Annotated in this window: 10 protein-coding genes and 2 pseudogenes; 4 read left to right on the plus strand and 8 right to left on the minus strand. The window is 66.8% G+C overall.

Going from position 1 to position 15,693, the window contains the following annotated elements; all coding sequences use genetic code 11:
* Positions 1–10 precede the first annotated feature (10 nt).
* From G3I78_RS11570 to G3I78_RS11580, 3 genes are all read right to left on the minus strand, one after another.
* Complete coding sequence (locus G3I78_RS11570; protein WP_164423227.1) at positions 11–1,483, minus strand: ABC transporter permease; 1,473 nt, start codon at positions 1,481–1,483, stop codon at positions 11–13.
* A 100-nt stretch (positions 1,484–1,583) separates the two neighbouring features.
* Positions 1,584–1,994: an ATP-binding protein gene (locus G3I78_RS11575; protein ID WP_164423229.1), complete on the minus strand. Its 411-nt coding sequence runs from the start codon at positions 1,992–1,994 to the stop codon at positions 1,584–1,586.
* Positions 1,991–2,170, minus strand: coding sequence for a hypothetical protein (locus tag G3I78_RS11580; protein ID WP_164423231.1), 180 nt, complete (start codon positions 2,168–2,170; stop codon positions 1,991–1,993). The genes G3I78_RS11575 and G3I78_RS11580 overlap by 4 nt, the downstream gene beginning before the upstream one ends.
* 108 nt (positions 2,171–2,278) lie before the next feature.
* Between G3I78_RS11580 and G3I78_RS11585 the strand changes: the two genes are divergently transcribed.
* Positions 2,279–3,142 (plus strand): helix-turn-helix transcriptional regulator, encoded by an 864-nt coding sequence (locus G3I78_RS11585; protein ID WP_203614847.1) that lies wholly within the window; start codon positions 2,279–2,281, stop codon positions 3,140–3,142.
* Positions 3,114–3,395, plus strand: coding sequence for a DUF397 domain-containing protein (locus tag G3I78_RS11590; protein WP_164423233.1), 282 nt, complete (start codon positions 3,114–3,116; stop codon positions 3,393–3,395). The genes G3I78_RS11585 and G3I78_RS11590 overlap by 29 nt, the downstream gene beginning before the upstream one ends.
* Before the next feature lie 8 nt (positions 3,396–3,403).
* On the opposite strand, the gene G3I78_RS11595 is transcribed toward G3I78_RS11590, so the two are convergent.
* A complete protein-coding gene (locus G3I78_RS11595; RefSeq protein ID WP_164423234.1) occupies positions 3,404–3,949 on the minus strand; it encodes a hypothetical protein in 546 nt (181 codons plus the stop codon).
* A 181-nt stretch (positions 3,950–4,130) separates the two neighbouring features.
* Here G3I78_RS11595 and G3I78_RS11600 point away from each other — a divergent pair, with 181 nt between their 5' ends.
* A complete protein-coding gene (locus tag G3I78_RS11600) occupies positions 4,131–4,901 on the plus strand; it encodes a transposase family protein (RefSeq protein WP_164423236.1) in 771 nt (256 codons plus the stop codon).
* 116 nt (positions 4,902–5,017) lie between these two features.
* On the opposite strand, the pseudogene G3I78_RS11605 reads toward G3I78_RS11600, so the two are convergent.
* Together G3I78_RS11605 and G3I78_RS11610 are read right to left on the minus strand one after the other, a co-directional pair.
* Positions 5,018–5,707 (minus strand): annotated as a pseudogene (locus G3I78_RS11605) (transposase); the annotation flags it as partial.
* A 19-nt stretch (positions 5,708–5,726) separates the two neighbouring features.
* Complete coding sequence (locus tag G3I78_RS11610; RefSeq protein ID WP_203614848.1) at positions 5,727–6,065, minus strand: hypothetical protein; 339 nt, start codon at positions 6,063–6,065, stop codon at positions 5,727–5,729.
* A gap of 690 nt (positions 6,066–6,755) precedes the next feature.
* On the opposite strand from G3I78_RS11610, the pseudogene G3I78_RS11615 reads away from it, so the two are divergent.
* A pseudogene (locus G3I78_RS11615) lies at positions 6,756–7,412 on the plus strand (transposase family protein); the annotation flags it as partial.
* A gap of 350 nt (positions 7,413–7,762) precedes the next feature.
* Here the strand turns inward: G3I78_RS11615 and G3I78_RS11620 are convergent.
* Positions 7,763–8,314: a hypothetical protein gene (locus tag G3I78_RS11620; RefSeq protein ID WP_164423240.1), complete on the minus strand. Its 552-nt coding sequence runs from the start codon at positions 8,312–8,314 to the stop codon at positions 7,763–7,765.
* Between the two features lie 11 nt (positions 8,315–8,325).
* On the minus strand, positions 8,326–15,306 hold the full coding sequence (locus G3I78_RS11625; protein WP_164423242.1) for an RHS repeat-associated core domain-containing protein: 6,981 nt from the start codon (positions 15,304–15,306) through the stop codon (positions 8,326–8,328).
* Positions 15,307–15,693 lie beyond the last annotated feature (387 nt).

Consider the following 15,693-nt stretch of genomic DNA (forward strand, 5'->3'; position numbering starts at 1 on the left):
GCTGACGGTGCTACTCCACACGCCGCAGCGCGTCCGCCGGCCGCAGCCGCGACGCCCGCCACCCGCCGAAGGCACCGGCGATGAGACCGCCGGCCACCGCCAGACCCACCGCGATCGCCACGGTCGTAAGACTGACCGGAGCCGTCAGTGCGACATCCAGCGTCTTCTCGGCGGCTCGCCGACCGGGACCGCCGAAGCCGCCACCACCACCGCCGGGACCGCCCGCGCCACCGCCACCGCCACCGCCCAACTGCGCCTGCAACGTGGGGCTGATGGCCGTCACGACGTACGCCCCCGCGAGGCCGAGCGCGATGCCGAGCACGCCGCCCAGCAGCCCGTTCACCATCGCCTCACCGACGACCTGCCGGGTGACCCGCCCCGACTTCCACCCCAGCGCCTTGAGCGTGCCGAACTCCCGCACGCGCCGGGAGACCGCTGAGGAGGTCAGCAGACCGGCGACCAGGAAGGCCGCGACGAGCACCGCGATGGACAGCCACTTTCCGACGTTGGTGGCGAGAGAGGAGGCCGTGGACAGCGAGCCGGAGACGGTGTCCGCGAGGTCGGCCGAGGTGGTGACCGTCGTACCCGAGATGTTCTTCTGGATCGACGACTTGACGGAGTCGATCTTCTGGGAGTCGGTCGCCTTGACGTAGATCGTGGTGACCTTGTTCTTGGAGTCGCTGAGGGTCTGCGCCTGGGTGAGCGGGATGTAGACGTTGGCCGCCGCGTCCCCGCTGTCCGCGGTGGCGACGCCGATCACCTTGAACTTGACGCTCTTGATGGTGACGGTGGACCCGACCTTGAGCTTCTTCTCCTTGGCGTACGCGGAGTCGAGCACGGCGACCTTGGCGTCGGCCTCGGTCGACTTGAACGTACGGCCGCTGCTGATCTTGGAGGAGGTCAGCGGGCCGAGCGCGGGCTTGGTGACGTCGGTGCCGTAGACGGAGTAGTTGTTGACGTCGAAGTTGGCGCCGCCGCCCCGCACTTCACCCTGGGGCTGCCCGGTGCCGCCGCCGTTGCCGCCGCGGCCCTGCTGGTCGCCGCCGCCGTTCCGGTCCTGCTGGAACTGGCCGCGGGTGAACTGCCCGTTCACCTTGATGACCTGGAGGCTCAGCCCGCCGACGGCGTCGGAGACACCGGTCTGCTGGTCGACCTTGGTGACGGTCGAGGTGGCCAGGGTCTGGAAGCCCTGCACCATGACCCGGTCGCTGCTCTGCTCCGAGCCGGAGCCGTTGGCCTGCGCGTCGAACTGGAACCGCGGCCGCTCCGACGAACTGGCCTGCGGCTGGGCGGCCTTGGTGACCGTCATGTCGGTCCCCAGCCCGTACAGCGACTGAAGAACCTTGTCCTGGGCCTTCCCCATGCCGGACGACACGGAACTGACCACGATGACCAGCGCGATCCCGAGCGCGAGCCCGGAGGCGACGACGAGCGCCGCCTTTCTGCGGCGGCGCAGTTCGCGCCTCAGGTAGGTGAAGAACATGGCCGCAAGCTAGGCACACCGCGTGATGACTGGATAAGCCCCAAATAAGAGCTGCATGAGAAGCCTGTAGACCAGCCAGGCACAACCCTGGACGAGCCTGTCAGCACCGGGCCCGTGATGGACCGGCGGAACCCTGCGGCGGTGTGCCGGTTCCCTGCCCGCGCCCTTCCAGTTCGCACCAGACCGTCTTGCGGTCGGCACCCTGGTCCACGCCCCATCGCCGGGCCATCGCATCGAGAAGAGCCAAGCCGCGGCCGGACTCGTCCGTCGCGGTCGCCCGCAGCAGGACCGGCAGGGCACGCGGGTCGGGGTCGGTGACCTCGACCCGCGTGTGGCCGTGCTCCGTGACCAGGACTCGGACGGTCACCGGAGTGCCCTCGCCGAGGTGGTCGATCACGTTGGCCAGCAACTCGCTCACGCAGAGGCGGACTTCACCGCTGTGGCTGCCAAGGAGACGGCGTACCTCGGGCACCGCCCTCGGGACGGCGAGCAGGTCGAGTTCGAAAGTCACTGTACGGCCGCCTTGCGGAGGGCGGCAGCGATCTCACGGGCCGTTACGGCGTCGCAGTCGCCCAGGGCGATCAGGGAGGGGACGCCGACGCGGAGCGAGGGCAGCGTGATGCCGTGCAGAGCGAGAGCCTCGCGGAGCTCCTCCAGACAGAGCGTCGTGTCGTACGGGGTGTGCATGAGCCGGGCCTCCTGTGCGCTGTGTGACCAATCGCTCACAGGCTGACGGGAAACTGGGTACCGTGAAAGGGAGTTCGCGTTCGCGACCCGCACTGCGAAAGGTGGGCGATGGCACAGCGCAAGGACATCGACGGCTCGATGAGCGTCCCGACCTTCTACGGCAAGGAGTTGAGGTGGAAGCGGGAGGCGGCCGGACTGTCCCTGGAGGCGTTGCTCGAAGGAAGCTTCTTCGGCAAGACGTATCTCAGCGACATCGAGCGCGGGGAACGGCGCATGCCGGTGGAGCTGGCCCGGCATGTGGATCGGGTGCTGGAGACGGACGGGTTCTTCGAGCGCCATTGTGAGGATGTGCGGAAGGCGCGGAGGGGGCCGCACGCGGCGTACTTCGAGAAGATCCTGGAGGCGGAGCGGCACGCGGAGTCCATCGAGGAGTGGTGCCCCAGCACCTTCCCCGGATTGCTCCAGACCGCCCCTTACGCGCGGGCCCTGGTCCGGTCGGCCCACCCCGCAGCCGCCGACGACTGGGTCGAGGAGAAGGTGACCGCCCGTCTCGCCCGCGCCCGGCTCTTCGACGAGGACCACTCCACCCCGGAGTACTGGGCGATCCTGCACGAGTCACTGCTCACCGACCCGATCCTGCCTCCGCGGGAGATGGCCGAACAGCTGGACCGGATCGTGGAGCTGGCCGAGCGGCGCCGGATCGTTCCGCAGGTCGTCCCGCGGAAGGCCGGGGCGTATCCCTTGATGGCGGCCTCCATCATGGTCATGACGTTTCCCGACGCCCCGCCGCTGGTCTACACGGAAGCCTCCTACAGCGGTGACACCATCGACGATCCGGCCCTCGTGAAGCAGTACCGCAAGGCATACGATCGGCTCAGGGCCGTTGCGCTGTCACCAGACACGTCCCTGGACATGATCAAGGCAGCCGCAGAGGAATACCGAAATGGCAAGCAACCGGACCGACTTGAGTGACGCGCTCTGGTTCAAGAGCAGCTACAGCAACGGCGACGGCGGCGACTGCGTCGAGATCGCAGGCAACTTCCCCGGCGCCGCTCTCTGGCGCAAGTCGAGCTACAGCAACGGCGACGGCGGGAACTGTGTCGAAATCGCCGCCAACATCCCCGGTCTCGTCCCGGTACGCGACTCCAAGGTGCCCGACGGCCCGGCTCTGCTCCTCACCGCAGGCGCGTGGGCCCCGTTCGTCGCGGCGCTCAAGTCGGACTGAAACGGCGGTCAGGGGGTCGCGGCACCGACCTTGACATGCTGCATCCGTTCCGCCGTCGTCGAGCCGGTTCCGGGGTCGTCTCCTGTGACATTGAAGGTCGCGAAGTACTCCACCGTGCTCCCCACGGAACCGACGTCCAGGTAGACGGGCAGAGTCTGGTTCCCGATCCGCATGGTCAGCCGAAGGGTGACGGTGTTGTCGGCTCTCAGGTAGCCGTTGTACCGGGCCACCCCGACGTGCTGTTCAGCGCCGCTACCCGACCCGTCGAAACCCTTGCACCGCAGGGCCGCGTCCGCGAGCCCTGCCATGACCTTGTCGGCTCCCCCGTCGGCATATGAGGCAAGCCGCACCCGCACCATGACGCCCGACCGGTCCTCGGCCACCGCACTGCGCTCCACGGCAGCCACCGACTTGACGGCCCCGCTCTCACCCAACGCATCGGCAACGGGCTGACACGCCACCTCGCCGGCCACCATCAGTGCCCCACCAACAGCCCCGTCCGCAGCCTTGGGAACGCTCACCTCCCACCCCGGCACGTCGCCCTTCTTGAGCACGGCGTCCTCCAACTGCGCACGCGTCAATGCGGCCTTCCCAGCAGAGAGACCAGCCTGTGCGGCAGCAGTCGTGCCACTCGACGAGGCCGAAGGCTTGGCTCGAACCAGTTTCACGCGGCCACCCATCGACACTGTCCCTAAAGGGTGTTGCACAAGGCTCTGAACTGGGCATCTCCCGTGCATGGCCGGGGTTTTACGTGCTGAGCGGGTGTGGGTGGAGACGTTCACGGGACTGCGGATGACGCAGTTCTCGGGTCTGTTGAAGGTGGTGCGGGAGCGGGGCGGCAACGGCACGCTGCGGGGCCGGCCGTGGTCGTTGCCGTTGGCTGAGCGGGTGCTGATGGTTGCCGTGTACTACCGGACGAATCTGACGATGCGGCAGCTGGGCCCGTTGTTCGGTGTCTCCTCGTCCACCGTGTGCCGGGTCATCCAGCGGCTCGGTCCGTTGCTGGCGGTGGAGCCCGTCTCCCGCCCGGCCGATGCGGCGGAGAGGTTGTGGATCGTTGACGGCACTCTGGTCCCGGTCCGCGACCGCAAGGTCGGCTCGTCGTCACGCAACTACCGGTTCTCCGCGAACGTGCAGGTCATCGTCGATGCCGACACTCGCCTTGTGATCGCCGCCGCTCGCCCGGTGCCGGGCACCACCGCGGACGCGCATGCCTGGCGGGCCACCGGGCTGAGCGAGCACTGCCAGGGCGTGACGGTCCTGGGCGACGGCGCCTACCTCAATTGCGGGATGGTCGTGCCGCACCGCAAACGCCCGCATCGGCCCCTGCTGCCGGGCGAGGAAGACGACAACGCCGCCCACCGCAAGGTGCGTGCCCGGGTGGAGCATGTGATCGGCCGGATGAAGAACTACAAGATCCTCCGTGACTGCCGGCAGCGCGGCGACGGCCTCCACCACGCGGTCCAGGCTGTCGCCCACATGCACAACCTCGCCCTCGCATCATGACCAGAAGACCGCGATCGCAGACTCTGACCTGCCCGAACACGGCCTTGTGCAACACCCTTTAAGCCTTGTCCCGTAAATGATCTACGTCATGCTGGTTGACCAGTGTTGTTTCCCGGTCATCCAGCAAGGGTGAGGTTGTGGAGGCGGGCGACGCCGAGCACGGCGTGGTGAACCCCGTCGCCTTTCAGGCGGCAGTCGCGGAGGATCTTCCAGGTCTTCATACGGGCGAAGGCGTGCTCGACGCGAGCGCGGACTTTGCGGTGGGAGGCGTTGTGTTCCTCTTTCCAGGCCGGTAGTTCGCTCTGGCCTTTCTCTCGGCGATGCGGGATGACCAGGCCAGTGCCGCGGTAGCCGCCGTCCGCGATGACGGTGGTCTTGCCGACGGCGGCTTTCGCCCCGGACAGTAGCCATGCCTTGCAGTCGTTGTGGTTGCCGGGTAGAGCTCGGCCGACGGCGACAACCAGTCGGGTGTCGGCGTCAATGACGACTTGGTGGTTGGTGGAGTACCGGTAGTTTTTCGACTGCTCGGCGATGGTGTGATCGCGGGTGGGGACCAGAGTGCCGTCCACGATCAGCACGGTGTCCTTGCGGAACCGCTTGCGCTGCTGGAGCGCAAGCGAGGGCCCGAGGTGGTCGATGATGCGATCGGCAGCCGACTTCGATATCCCGAACAGCGGTGCCAGTTGCCGCAGCGTGAGGTTGGTGCGCCAGTACGCGTCGACCAGCAGGACCCGGTCTTCCAACGGCAGGCTCCACGGCCGGCCCTTGCGCACGGGGTCTGTACCCTCGCGTCGTAACGCCGTGATCACACCAGTCACTGCATGATCATTCCACCGCTTCAGGAGCTCCCTGCTCAAACGCGAGGCGGCAGCGCTCGACCTGCTCGGCCACCTGCTCCATGAACCAGCGCATGATCTCGTAGGGGATGACGCGCTCGTCGTGGCTGTGGATATGGACGGCCGGCTCCAAGCTCGGGTCCTCGTCGGGTATCACCGCCACCATGAAGGCAGCTCCGGGCAGGTGCGTCTCTGTGTTGGGAATCTCAGCCCATGCAGCTGGCGCCGGCACGGCCTCGCTCAGCTCCACACACCAGGCGTCGTCCGGCAACGCGTAGTGGAACTGGACGGCGTAGTGGCGGCCTGCATGAACGCGCAGCTCTGGCATGCCCGCAGGCTGCCACAGCTGCGACGCCGGAGTCTCGCGAGTATCCGCTCAGCACCTGGTTGCCGCCGCACTGCCGACCATTTGCGGGACAGCTCTTAGCACCGCAAAGGACGAAACCGACGGTACCGAAACTCATCCAATCGAGCCACAAAAAACCAATCGGCTCAAGAACTCTTCGAATGAACTCGCCACACGCCGAGGAATTTTATCCTCGTCAACACAGGAACCCGTCGGCTCCGCAAAGGGTCCTGATGCGGAGTAGTCATGCATCACAGCATCATGCCCGCCAGAAGGCATGTCACAAATGACCACCCCGATATCCGGATAGCCCCACTCAGCGATCATATCGACGCTCCCAAGACCAGAACAAGAATCAATCCCCCACTTGCCACCGATCCCGAGAAGAGCTCGAATCTCGAAGTGATCGGCAGCCCAGGACGTCGAGAATTCAGTCGGGAAGCATCGCCGCCTCAAGACCTGCATACAAGTCACCGTCCTCAAACACTTCACTCATCGCTACCCACCTCCGGAAAACCCTCCTGTATGCACTGTACGTTCGTGAGCCTCCGTCTCAATGAGCTTCTTCGAGTTGGCCGCCGGTCAAGTGACGGTGGATGAAGCGCAACGAACGAGGCTCCCGGCTGTTGATCGAGATGTCTGACATCTCAATCCCGTTGCTCGGGGGCCTCGTTGGTCGTCCATCCTGCTGCACTCGACCTGCCACATGCACTCGTGGAGTGGGTCACCATGCTGATCGTCACCCGTGATGGTGACCGCCGCTGCAAACTCTGTCAGTCCCGACGCGCGATGGTGGCACTGGTGTACCTGCGCGAACACGCCATCCTGGCAAGATCGCCGCTGGGTTCGGGATCAGCGAGTCCACCGCCCACGCCTACACCAGCCAGGTCATCGACCTGCTCACCGAACGGGCACCGGGCCTGCTGAAGGTCCTGCGCGAGACCGAGGCGGACTTCGTCCTGCGGGACGGAACCTTCGCCGAGTGCGACCGGGCCGGCGACGGCCGGGCCGACTATTCCCACAAACACCGACGCCACGGCGTGAACGTGCAGTTCGTCACCGACCCCGGCGGCGAGCTGCTGTAGCTCTCGCCCGCCCCGCCAGACCACACGCACGACCTGACCACGGCCCGCACTCACCGGATCATCCGCATCTACGAGCGCCAGGGCGTTCCCCTCCTGGCCGATCTCGCCTACCAGGGCGGCGGCCCCTGGCTGACCACCGGCATCAAACACAAGCCCTACAGGAACCCACCCCCGCCGAGAAACCCTCAACCGGGCACTGGCCGCGGCACGAACGCCAGCCGAACGCGGCATCGCCCGCTTGAAACCCTGATCACCACTGCACCTGTCCAGGCCGCCGACGAAGCCACCCTCGCCCGCTGAGCGAGAGGCCAATGGGCCATCAAATCCCAGCATTTCATCAGAGATGTGACCTCCGGCGAAGACGCCGGCCGGGCCCGCACCGGCAGCCTTCCCCGAGTCCTCGCCACCTTCCGCAGCCTGACGATCAGCCTCGCCCGCCCCGCCGGATGGACAAACAACGCCGCCGCACACGACCCGTACCCAAACGACCCAGCCGACGCCCTGTGCTTGGCCGCTCAGGAGCCGTGGACCCCTCATCCCGAAGTCAGAAGCACCAAGCCGGTCACGATCACAGCCCGCATTTGTTCTGTCCGTCTACTGGTCAGAAATTCGACCAACCGCTTCTATCTCTCTCTGGATCCAGCGCTCGTCGTCCGCTTGAAGTACACCGTCTTCATCGACGAAGAAAATCCCGTCCCGGTAACACCCGACGAGAGTCTCGACCATTTGCTCGATGCTCCCGTAGGCGACTCTCGAATCCTCGCCGACCACGACACTGACGACATGCGATCGCGCTGTTTCCAGATCGTACGATGCCGCGTAAAAATCCCCCCCACCTGTACCGAGCAGCGGGAAGAAGTTCGACAGCAGGAGCGGATCACGTGGACTGTCGCGTCTCATCGCGGCGGATTCGGTGGCGGACAGCGGCTCATACCCAGGAACGAGAGCAGCGTCGTTCTGGGTTTGTCCGGGAAGATAAGCGACACCGTCACGCCAACTGAACCAGGTGGCAACATGCGAGGGGACTGGCCGACCGAAAACCTGCTCAAGGAACTCGACGGTTGCCCCAGGGTTCCCATGGGTCACGACGGGAAGATGCAGCCGTTCCGCTTCACCCCAGAGCTCCCTGATCAGTTCCTCAAGCATGCCCATCCTCCTCAACGAACCTTGACCGCGAATTGGTCTCCGGGACCGACACCCGCAGTCCGATAGAACTCCTTGAGAGCCCAACCATGGCTGGAATTTATCGACCCTGGAGAAAGTGTGAGCGTTGCTCCCGATCCGCCCTCAACGGTCGAAGCGAAAGGATACTCCTCCCAGGTTGCATTCGAAGCGAACTGCCGAGGCCTTGGGGCATGTGCTTGTGCTTGACGCCTGGCGGCTCTGGCGGCTGCTTCACCTCCGCCCCGCCTGGTAACGATCGCCGGAGCGCCATTGCTCACAGCCTTGAGGAAGTTGGCTGCTTGCGGCCCGTGAGCAGCCGAATCGATCTCGTGCACAGGAAGCACAGTTGCTTCCCCGGCAGAATCCACCGCGAATACCCTGCAGTTGTGGACAAGGATCGGGGTAGCCCCTGCGAGCACGTAGTACGTATGCAGGGTGGCGACCGTCAGGTCGTACGTGGTCTCGTGCCGGTGGAAATTCCGGACGCCGACCAAAGTGACCGTGGCACCGGCCGCCGTGCGGAGCTTCGTACCCGGAGTCAGGTCGTGCGCGTCGGTCCAGCGGTGGTGGGTCACGTCCCAGAACGGGTGGTGCCAGGTGGTGGTGAGGCTCTGGCGGGGTGTCGCCTGAGACCGCTGCGGCGAGCCTCGGCTCGGGGCCGCCTCCACCGTCAGCGCCGTGAAGTCCTTGTCCGTCTTCGTGACGATGACCTGCTGGATCTTTTCCGGAGCCGTCACGCCCGTCTGCGGATCTGTCGCCAAGACCGTGTCGCCGGCCTTCACCCTGCTGATCGGCTTCGACGTGCCGTCCGCCATCTCGACCCCGGTACCGGGGACAAAGCTGTGAACTGGGCAGCCGGCTCCCTCGACCGCATCCGCCCCGGCGTTCTCCGCTTCCGCGAAGGCCCGCTCCGCCCGCACCGCGTCCTCGGCCACCCTCGTGGCCTCTTCCGCGTCCTTCACCGCCGTATAGGCACGATCCAGCGCCCGCCAGATCTTGAAGGCCTCCACCCCGACCTTGATCGCTTTGAAGACCTTGCCCCAAGGGACCGCCGTCAGGGCCGTGTTGACGCAGCCCATGACATCGCCCTTGGTGAAGCAGTTGTAGGCGTCGGTCAGGCCAATGACGTCCGCGACCAGGCTCAGTAGCTGATGCTTGAAACCGGAGACCTGCTTCTTCGCCGCGGCGGCTGCCGCGTTCGCCGTGGCCTTGGCCCGCTCCGCCGCCTTGACCTCGGCCTGCCGGTCGTAGGTCTTGCTGTTGATGTTCCCGCCGCCCGTACCCGTACCCTCGCCGAGCTTGTGGCCGTCGGTGCAGTTGCCGTGGTGGCAGTACGCGGTGTTGCTGCCGCCCGGGTCGACCGGGCCGGTCGTCACGTACCGGGTCGGGTTGCTCTTGCTGCCGCCGGTGCCGCCGATCGGGTAGCCGACACCGCACTGGTCGGCCATGCACAGGCCCGACGGGTCGGACTCGGTGACCGGGGAGTCACCGGCGTAGTCGTAGGCGTTCCAGGTCTGCGGTGACCCGGGGTCCAGCACGGGGTCGGCGCTGAGGAACCGGCCGATCGTCGGGTCGTACTCGCGGGCCCCCAGGTTGGTCAGACCCGTGTTGTCGTCCTGGACCCCACCGACGTAGCCCTGTTGGCCGATCCATGTCCCCGACTGGTCGCGCGTCTCACCGAAGGGTTTGTACTGGCGGCGGACGACCTGCTGGGTCTGCGAGTCGATCTGCAGGGTGCCGGTCCCCTGGCGGTCGGGGACGAGGTACGTGTACTTGCCGTCGGAGGAGTGCATGGCCACCGTCTCGCCGGCCATGGAGATGTAGCGCACCCCGTCGGCGCTGGTGGCGCCGGACTTGAGCGTGATCTCCTCGTCGCCGGTGTAGAGCGTGGTCGCGTCAGGGCTGCGGCGCAGCAGTAGGCCGCCGTCCGCGTCGTACAGGTACTTCGTGTCACCCGCAGACCCCGTCGAGGACAGTTCGGAGAGGTCGCCCTCGTCGTCGTAGGTGAGGGTGTCGGTGCCCGAACGGGTGGTGCGGGTAAGGGCGTTGCCGTCCGCGTCGTAGGTGTAGGAGTCGGTGGTGTTCGCCGTCGCGTCGCCCGGTACGACCGTGTCCACCTGGGACACCGCGTGAGCCGGGCCCGCGCCCGCCGCGACCGGTGTGTACGAGGAAGTGGCGTCCTTGGACGTGTTGCCCGAGGTGTCGTGGTCCACCTGGCTCGCGCGGGCGCCCGTCGCGTCGTAGCTCCACGACTGCCAGTACGGCGACGGACCGCCCACCGTCGAGGACGTGCCCGGCGCCGGTGTGGCCGCGCAGTCGTCGGTCGCGGTCCACGCTGACTTCAGTCGCTGCGCCCAGTCGTAGGAGAAGCACTGGGTGTCGGTCTGGCCGGTCTCCAGCTTGTCGGCGATCTTCGTGACGTTGCCGGACGGCTGGTAGGAGTACGTCGTCTTGTCGGCGATGGCCGTGCCGGACTGTGTGACGGTGGAGGAGTCGGTCAGGCGGTGGGTCTGGTCGTCGTAGTTCAGGGTCTGCTGGACGAAGTTGCCGGAGATGCCGTAGGTGAACTGGTACGGCTCGTCGAACTCCGTGTAGGTGAGCTTGTCGACGTAGGACCAGCTGTTCGTGCCGCCACCGACTGCCGTGGGGCGGTCGAAGGCGTCGTAGGTGTAACCGACCGTCTCCCCCGGCAATTTGACGGCGGCCGGGTCCTGGTCGGTGTAACTGCGCAGCGTTCCGGTGAGGTTGTACGTGTTCTGGTGGATGTAGGTGCCCGCCAACGCGCCCTCGGCAGACGGGACGACGTCTTCGGTGGCCTGCGCCCAGCCGTGGCTGTCGTAGCCGAGAACCTTCTCGGTGTAGGCGGCGCCGGCGGTGCCTCCCACGTAGCGGACGGAAGTGGTGGGCCGTTCCTTCTTCAGCGTGTCGTACGTCCAGGCCGCGAGTTCGTTGCCGGCCGCCTGAGGGACGCCGCCCGTCGTGTCGAACTCGGCTGTCTTGCGGCCCAGTTCGTCGTACTTGTAACTGATGGTCTTGCCACGTGCGTCGGTCGCGGTCAGCAGCTGGCCGGCGTCGTCGTAGGTGGAGGACGAGGTGCCGGTGTCGGGGTCGGTCTGGGAGGTGCGGCGGCCGAGGAGGTCGTAGTGGCTGCTCCAGGTGTGGCCCTGGCCGTCGTCCTGGCCGGTCTGGTGGCCGGCGTCGTCGTAGGAGTAGGTGGCGGTGTCCGCGGCGCCGGTGGGCGTGGTGCCGTGGTAGCGCAGCAGCTTGACCAGCTGGTCGCGGCCGTCGGTGTACGTGGTGGTGGGTGTGGCACCCGCGGGCGGCGTGACGTCGACGCGGTCGGAGCCCGGGTAGGCGGTGGTGGTGCGCCAGGTCTCCGAGGCGAAGGTGTAGGCGATCGAGGCCGTCACCCGGCCCGCGCCGTCGTAGACCGTGCCGGTCTGGGACGGGGTCTTGTCGTCGGGCGCGTCCACCAGCGTCCCGGTGGGACCACCGGAGTTGTAGTAGGAGTCGGAGCTGCTCACCGGCCAGCCGTGCGAGTCGTAGACGGTGTCGGTGATCGTCCGGCCGCCGTCGACGGTGGCGGTCTGCGTCTCCCGCGGGCGCAGCATCGCGTCGTAGATCGAGACGCTGGTGCGATAGGCGTTGCCGCCGGTCAGCGTCTGCGTGGTGACCGTGGACGGCACCGACGCCGAGAGACTGTAGCTGTACTTGGTGTTGGGGTTGTCGTCGGTCGGGAAGCCGGGGTTCCACACGGCGGTCAGCCGGCCCAGCGGGTCATAGGTGCTGGTGGTGGAGTAGCCGGCCGCATCCGTGGTCTTGAGGTCGAGTCCTCGGGCCGGGTCCAGGGTCGTCGTGGTGGTGAAGGCGGTCGTCTGGCCGGTGACCTTCGGTTTGGTGACCGTGAGGGAGGTCGGGGACGCGCCGGTGGTGGGGGTGTAGGCCGTGGTGGTGGTACGTCCGTCCGCGTCGGTCTCGGTGAGCTCGCGACCGTAGGTGTCGTAGGTGTTCTTCAGCGCCGTGATGTGGTGGACGGTTCCGTCGGCGGCGACCGAGTCGGCCTTCTGGACCATCGTGACGTCACCCTTGGTGGGTGCGGTGGTGTTGTCCGTGGAGCCGTCGAAGAACGTCAGGTCGTCGCTGAGCAGGTCCTTCGTGTAGTCCGGTGTCGCCGAGCACTTGACCGAGAGCTCCTGGACCCGGCGCGGCACCGGCAGGAGGCCGCCGTCCGCGTCGGTGTCGTACCAGGTGCGAGTGCACTTGTCGTCGGTGGACGTCGAGGTGTCGCCCAGGTCGTCGACGGCCGTGGGCAGTCCGGTGGCGCCGTCGATCGTGTAGTCGACCTCCGTGGTGCGCTTGGTGCCGTCCGCCTTGGTCGTCACCGTCCTGGCTCGCCCGATGTTGGTGCGGTGCGCCACCAGCGGGTCGAGACCCGCGTTCGTACGGGTCTGGGTGGCCGTCGTCGCCGAACTCCATGGGTCGGTGACACCGTCGGACAACAGGGCACCGCCGTCGCCGTTGTACGTCAGGGCCTCGAAGGACTGTCCGGCCAGCCAGTCGGAGTCCTTCTGCGGATCGTCGTTGGCGGTGTCGTCGAGGGTGACGCTGCGAGTGCCGGAGGACGTCTTGTCACCGTCCATGCCCCGGAAGAACGTCTCCCGGGACAGGGTGGTCGTTCCGGGGGACGTACCGGTGCGGGTCTCGACCGTGCCGTAGCCGCGCCACTGGTTCCAGGTGCGGTACTTGGCCTGGGTCAGCGGGTCGTCTCCGAAGTGCCAGGCGGGGTCGCCGAGGTACTTGTACGACGTCTGGACGGGCAGCCCGTGGGCCGTGGAGTCCTGTGCCGTCACGGAGTTGACGACGAACTTGTTGAACCAGTCCAGCTGGGGCGAGGTCTGGCCCGGCGGGGTCCAGTACTGCGGGTAGCAGCGGTAGGCGTTGGCGTCCGGGCTGGGCGGCAGGACGGCAGTGCCCGTGCGATGGCACTGCGGCGCGGAGTAGTTGACCGTGATCACCTCACCGGACTCGGTGGTGACCGTGGTGATCCGGTAACGGGTGATCGGCTGGTAGCCGTCCAGACCGTCGACGCGGTTGGCCAGCGCCTGTCCGGCGAACTGCACCGGCGGCAGGTCCAGGCTGCCGCCGTCCTTGCCGGTGTGCACGATCTGGCTCAGCCAGAGCGAGGGAGTAGTGGTGTCTCCCGTGGCGGGGAAGGTGTGGCTGAGCGTCCAGGCGTCGACGTCCTTGTAAGCGGTGCCGACCAGGATCTGGGTACGGATACCCGTCAGCCGCTTGGTGGTGAAGAAGGCCGGGCCGTGGTTGTCACAGGTACCCGTGGACGGGCAGGTCTGGTCGACGGGGACGTCCGGCCAGTGCGAGGCGTTGGCCGTCGTCATCTTGGCGGACGCGCAGTCGAAGGCGGAGTCGGCCAGACAGCGTTCGGAGGTGTCGAAGAAGACCTGGGCGGCGGCCGGCGCGGTGCTGTCGTAGACCTTTCCGGCCAGCTGCCCGTACTGGATCTTGGAGAGGTAACCGTCACGGGTGTACGGCGTCGGGGTCGTGGAGTTGTCCCGCCCGTAGTAGCCGGTCGTCGGCGTGTACCAGTAGCTGATGGCGTTGCCGTGCGGGTCGACGGTGTAGTCGAGGTTCCACCGGTAGCCCTGCTGGCACCAGGAGTCGGCGAAGGCGGACGCGTGGCACGGTTCGCCCGTGTCGTTGCCGTAGACCGGTGCCGTGAACACCGAGTTGGTGGTCGCGGCCCCGGTGGTCCAGCCCGGCAGGCGGTTCAGGCCGAAGTAGTACTTGGTGCCGTCGGCGGTGGTGACGACGAAGTACTCGTTGTCGTTGTCGCCGTTGACCGTGTCGGTCTTGATCTCGATCTTCTCGCCGTTGTCACCCTGCGGACGCCAGGCGCCGGTCTTGGAGTCGTGGACGAGCGTGTTGGACGAGCCGTTGAGCGACAGGGTCAGTGTGTCGACGTCGTCCGACCAGCATTCGTCCGAGGTCTTCGGTGAACCGCTCGCGGTGTCGTCGGAGCAGGAGGCGTAGCCGCGCTCGACGAATCCGGGCGAGTAGTCCCAGCCGTCGCCGATCCAGGAGGACTGGGCGTTGGTCGAGGAGGTACGGCCGTCGACGGCCTGTGAGCTGTATCCCAGGGACACGCTCGGGGTCAGGCTGCCGGGGACGTCGGGCACGGAGATGGGGTACGAGTACGTGAAGGCGCCGCTCGAACCGCCGGCCGACCACTGGCCGGACGCGGCCAGGGAGGTGGCCGCATAGGTGCCGCCGCCGCCCGACGCGGTCGCTTCCGCCGCGAGCACCATGGGCTGTGCGGTGGTAGCGGCGGTCAGTGGGACGGCGGCCGAGACCGTCCGGGTCTTTGTGTCGTCGGTCGAGCTCAGCGGAGTCTGCTTGCGGCAGGAGGCGGCTTGAGGGGTCGTCAGGGCGCAGGCCGGAAGCTGTACGAGGCGCAGCCGGCCGGCCCAGTCACCACCGTAGGCGTCCTTGAACGCCGAGTAGTCCAGGCCCACTTGGGCGGTGCCTGTCCTGTCCGGCCGGACGGTGAAGACCACACCCCGCACCCCGAGCTTCCGCGCCGCCGTCTGCCCCGGCAGCGACACATGCACGCGCGTGCCCGCGGCTGCTCGGTGCGCCCCCTTCGCGGCGGCGACGGTCACCGGAACACCGTCGGCCCCCGCGGAAGCGACGCCCGATGCGGGAACCGCCACGTCGGCCGCGCCCTTGGCAGGCCAGGTCCGGTGCGCGTTGTCGGCGTTCCAGCGGGCCATGGAAGGTATCGCGACCCTCTTGCCCTTGACCGGGGAGACGGGTACCGAACGCTCCTTCTCGGCCTTGGCTAGATAGTCCACCCGTTGTCCTGAGGCAGCCGCGTTCGTCGGCGAGAGAATTCCGACGAGCAGACCCAGGGCGCCGATAGCGACGATCCACAGAGCGGGCGACCTTCGCACCCTCATGGTCTTTCTGTAAATCCGCCACTGATAATTACGACGCACTGCTGCCCCCCATTTCAGCACGGTTGTCGATGGATATTCGACCAGACGGTCCCCCACCCTTCACAGCAAATCCACACCTAGAAAAGGTATGGAGATCACCACGCATCGCCCCTTGTTCGACCAAACTTGGCGGGCGAATCAGTCAACTTCCCCACGAACACGCCCTATTGCTCGGCAACATCACCATCCACCCCACGGGAAAGCAAAGTTGTACACCTCATTCACATATCTGTTGTCGGCTTGACACAGATACGAGTAGCCTCCCTCGCGCCTACTCCATGGGCTTTCCACTCGGACTCGAACTGGGGGTCAGATGTCCGACCGATTCCGTCGGCTTTCATTCGGCGG

Origin of the sequence: Streptomyces sp. SID13726 (assembly GCF_010548375.1) — a bacterium.
Taxonomy (GTDB): Bacteria; Actinomycetota; Actinomycetes; order Streptomycetales; family Streptomycetaceae; genus Streptomyces.

Bases quoted from the DNA above. Each gene is read 5' to 3' on its own strand.
- G3I78_RS11570 (WP_164423227.1), bottom strand. From the start codon at position 1,483: ATGTTCTTCACCTACCTGAGGCGCGAACTGCGCCGCCGCAGAAAGGCG.
- G3I78_RS11585 (WP_203614847.1), top strand. From the start codon at position 2,279: ATGGCACAGCGCAAGGACATCGACGGCTCGATGAGCGTCCCGACCTTC.
- G3I78_RS11610 (WP_203614848.1), bottom strand. From the start codon at position 6,065: ATGCCAGAGCTGCGCGTTCATGCAGGCCGCCACTACGCCGTCCAGTTC.
- G3I78_RS11580 (WP_164423231.1), bottom strand. From the start codon at position 2,170: ATGCACACCCCGTACGACACGACGCTCTGTCTGGAGGAGCTCCGCGAG.
- G3I78_RS11620 (WP_164423240.1), bottom strand. From the start codon at position 8,314: ATGCTTGAGGAACTGATCAGGGAGCTCTGGGGTGAAGCGGAACGGCTG.
- G3I78_RS11600 (WP_164423236.1), top strand. From the start codon at position 4,131: ATGGCCGGGGTTTTACGTGCTGAGCGGGTGTGGGTGGAGACGTTCACG.
- G3I78_RS11625 (WP_164423242.1), bottom strand. From the start codon at position 15,306: ATGAGGGTGCGAAGGTCGCCCGCTCTGTGGATCGTCGCTATCGGCGCC.
- G3I78_RS11590 (WP_164423233.1), top strand. From the start codon at position 3,114: ATGGCAAGCAACCGGACCGACTTGAGTGACGCGCTCTGGTTCAAGAGC.